Origin of the sequence: Psychrobacter sp. FME5 (genome assembly GCF_014861375.1) — a bacterium.
Taxonomy (GTDB): Bacteria; Pseudomonadota; Gammaproteobacteria; order Pseudomonadales; family Moraxellaceae; genus Psychrobacter.
Window position 1 is genome coordinate 1 of sequence record NZ_RRYX01000180.1, and the last position, 2,927, is coordinate 2,927.

3 protein-coding genes are annotated in these 2,927 nt (G+C 42.3%); all 3 read right to left on the reverse strand.

Features of this window, described 5'->3' with window-relative positions:
* Nucleotides 1-380: 380 nt before the first annotated feature.
* The 3 genes from EI161_RS13820 to EI161_RS13830 all read right to left on the reverse strand — a co-directional run bounded on the left by EI161_RS13820 (nucleotide 381) and on the right by EI161_RS13830 (nucleotide 2,828).
* On the reverse strand, nucleotides 381-887 hold the full coding sequence (locus EI161_RS13820) for an SCP2 sterol-binding domain-containing protein (protein WP_192524891.1): 507 nt from the start codon (nucleotides 885-887) through the stop codon (nucleotides 381-383).
* Between the two features lie 276 nt (nucleotides 888-1,163).
* The gene (gene aciT, locus EI161_RS13825) at nucleotides 1,164-1,565 is read right to left on the reverse strand and encodes an AciT family ciprofloxacin tolerance protein (RefSeq protein ID WP_225735405.1); all 402 of its coding nucleotides are present in this window, start codon (nucleotides 1,563-1,565) and stop codon (nucleotides 1,164-1,166) included.
* Between the two features lie 267 nt (nucleotides 1,566-1,832).
* Nucleotides 1,833-2,828: a DUF368 domain-containing protein gene (locus EI161_RS13830; RefSeq protein WP_192524892.1), complete on the reverse strand. Its 996-nt coding sequence runs from the start codon at nucleotides 2,826-2,828 to the stop codon at nucleotides 1,833-1,835.
* Between the last annotated feature and the right edge of the window lie 99 nt (nucleotides 2,829-2,927).

A 2,927-nucleotide genomic window follows, 5' to 3' on the forward strand; every position in this document is an offset into this window, starting at 1 on the left:
CTTCTATGTCAATTATGGCTATGTCTGATGCCAGCATACTTTTTAGAACACCACCAAATCCTTTTATAAAGATAGTAAGCATTAACGTATAAAATAATACCAAACCCAAAAAGTACGATTAGCCGTGTCAAACTTGTTTAGTCTACAGTTCGTAGCACTTGCAGTCGTTTTCCTTGCTACTCTAATTTTTGTGAGTGATATAAGCGTAGATGTTTTTTGTCTATTATAGTTTTTTAGCCAAAAAAAAGGCTGCGATATAGTATACCGCAACCTTTTTAGAAAATCAGAATACAGCTACAGAGTAAGGTAACTTATCTTAAGACAGTTTATCTATAATTAGTTATTATAGGAAATAGTGATTATAAGCTTACTCGATTTACTTATTTACCCAGCTTATGCTTAGCAACACCGACCCAATGATTGGCAAACTGCTGTGCTTTATAAGCATAAGGCTTAGCTTTTTGGAGGTACGGTTTGCACTCTTCTGGGATGGCCGGCACAATATGTTTAGCAAGTTTATTGAACCACATCATTAGGCTATAATCGCCCTCGATGCTTAAGTTGCCTTCTTGTACCGCAGTCATAAAATCTGGCAGACTGCCTTTGGTCAACAGCTTAACGCCAGTCATAGAATCTTTAAAGCTAATCGTCAAATCAGCGTCTTTGGCATGACCGCCTTGTTGGCTAAATTGACCATCGGCAAAACTAAAAGAGCGGGCAATATCAGACTCTTTACTAGCGAATTCAATCGTGACATTGCGATCAGCGAATAGCGCTTTGACGTCTTCGTCGTTGCTATCAGCAAGCATGGACAAGCGGTAGCCAATCACTGCCAATAACGCATCTAACGGATCAGACTTAATATCTAATACAGGAACAGTAAACATAATCAAACTCCTAAAATGAAACGCAAAATAATGCGTACTTTATAACAATTTTTGCGACAAATATATAGATAGATTATAAACGATTCAGTGCTATCTATTCTTTAGGAGTTACGTAGAGAGCGTTAAGTATCTTGTAACATTAGATGACGTTACTTTGATTGAGATAAGCTTATACCATGCATAAAAATGGGAATAGCAAGGAAAATGAGTACAAATGCAAAATACTGTTTGACTTGCCTCGCTTTTATTTTGGATTGATTTTATTAATTGATTGTATTAATAGAAGCGCGGTTGGTAATCATCATCATAAACAGGGGTATGTTCGATATAGCGCGCCGCTTGCAACTCACGCTGCTGCCGAACAGATTGGCTGACATCCTCATAACGTAACGCCCGATATAATACCCAACTGGCCAAAGGTAACCAGCTGATGCCCATGGCGACAATATAGCTGTGCCATTCCGATAGCTCTGAGAGCATAGGACGACTGGATAACATACTTTGGATCGCTTCCACTGTCAGCCAATAGGCCATACCGCCGAATAAGTAGAGCAGTAGCCAGCGCTGTGAGGATAACGCGAGCGCCACTATCAAGCCTGCCAATAAACCATAACCCAGCAATGCCGCCGTGCTCCAGGTATCGATACCGATAAAAGAAAATATAGTCAGTAACATCATTCATCTCGCTATTCATAAGGTGAACTTCAATGGGGCTATTATGAAAGTTTGCTGAGTAAAGCTAAAGAGGGCAAAGGCGACTTTGCGACAACAGTTGACGTTTGATTATTTGGAGGGTTTCTTTGATGTGGTGTTGCAGGATTTTGAAATAAGCGCCGCAAGGCTAAGCGCTTATTGTTGAAAGTAGAGAGATGGTTTTGCTAGGGCACGTCCTCAATCTGAATGAAAGCGATGTTGATACAAGTTTGTCGTATGATATTTTTACCGTTAATGACGGCGATGACCCCACAAAGACAACAGCGACACCAAAACCGCACCCAGTAGCATGAGCCCTAATGTCGTTAGCCAATGCGCGCCAGTAGGGTATTGCCATGGCAGAACATTGTTTATCGCCTCACTATTTAGCGACCCTAAAGCATCTACTTTCCACGGCCATACTTTTACCAACGAGCCGGCGATAAAACCGGTGAGTAGTGCAAGCGTTGCTTGATAATAGCGAGCTAGTAACCATTTAAGCGCGTGGGTAAATAATAACAGTCCCGTTGCCATACCTGCGACGACGGTGAATATTATAGTAAAGTTAAGCGTATGTACTGCCTCTAACACCGCATCATAAGCGCCCAGTAACAGCAGAATAAATGACCCAGATACCCCAGGTAATATCATTGCACAAATGGCGATTGCCCCTGCAAAAAATAAATAGGGTAAGCTTGGGTTTGTCGCCAGTAATGGCAAACTACTGATGACTACAGCAGCGCACAGGCCAATGACGAATAATGCTGCCCGTCCTATGTTCCAACGCTTAATCTCACTTAGTAAGATAAATACTGTAGCGATGACCAGTCCAAAAAAGAACGACCAAATCAGTAGCGGCTGATTCTCTAACAAGTGCTTAATAATGCCCGCCAAAGTCCTGATGCTAGTGGCAATACCCAATACCAAACACAATAAAAATGTCGCATCGACCTGTCGCCATACCGCGAGCAAGCCTTTGATACCACCTTCTTGTCGAAATATCTGCCAAAGATTGGGACCAATGCTGCCCAGTGCGTTAATCAAGCGTTCATAGATACCTGAAATCAGCGCAATGGTGCCGCCAGAGACGCCAGGTACGATATCCGCGGCACCCATGGCCATGCCTTTGATGTAAGTCCCGAATAGCTGCTTTGGGCTATCGCTGGATGCAGAAGTAGGAACAGGGGTTTTATCTAATGGCTGTGGCGCTGACGACTCGTTTGGCCGCGGTGAGTGTGGTGTCGTCATGGACAATCCTTCATTATTTTAAAATTGACTCAATTGTATCAAGATATAGTTAAAATACTTTAAAAACGCTACGATACTGCGGGTATAGTTTTTTTGCAG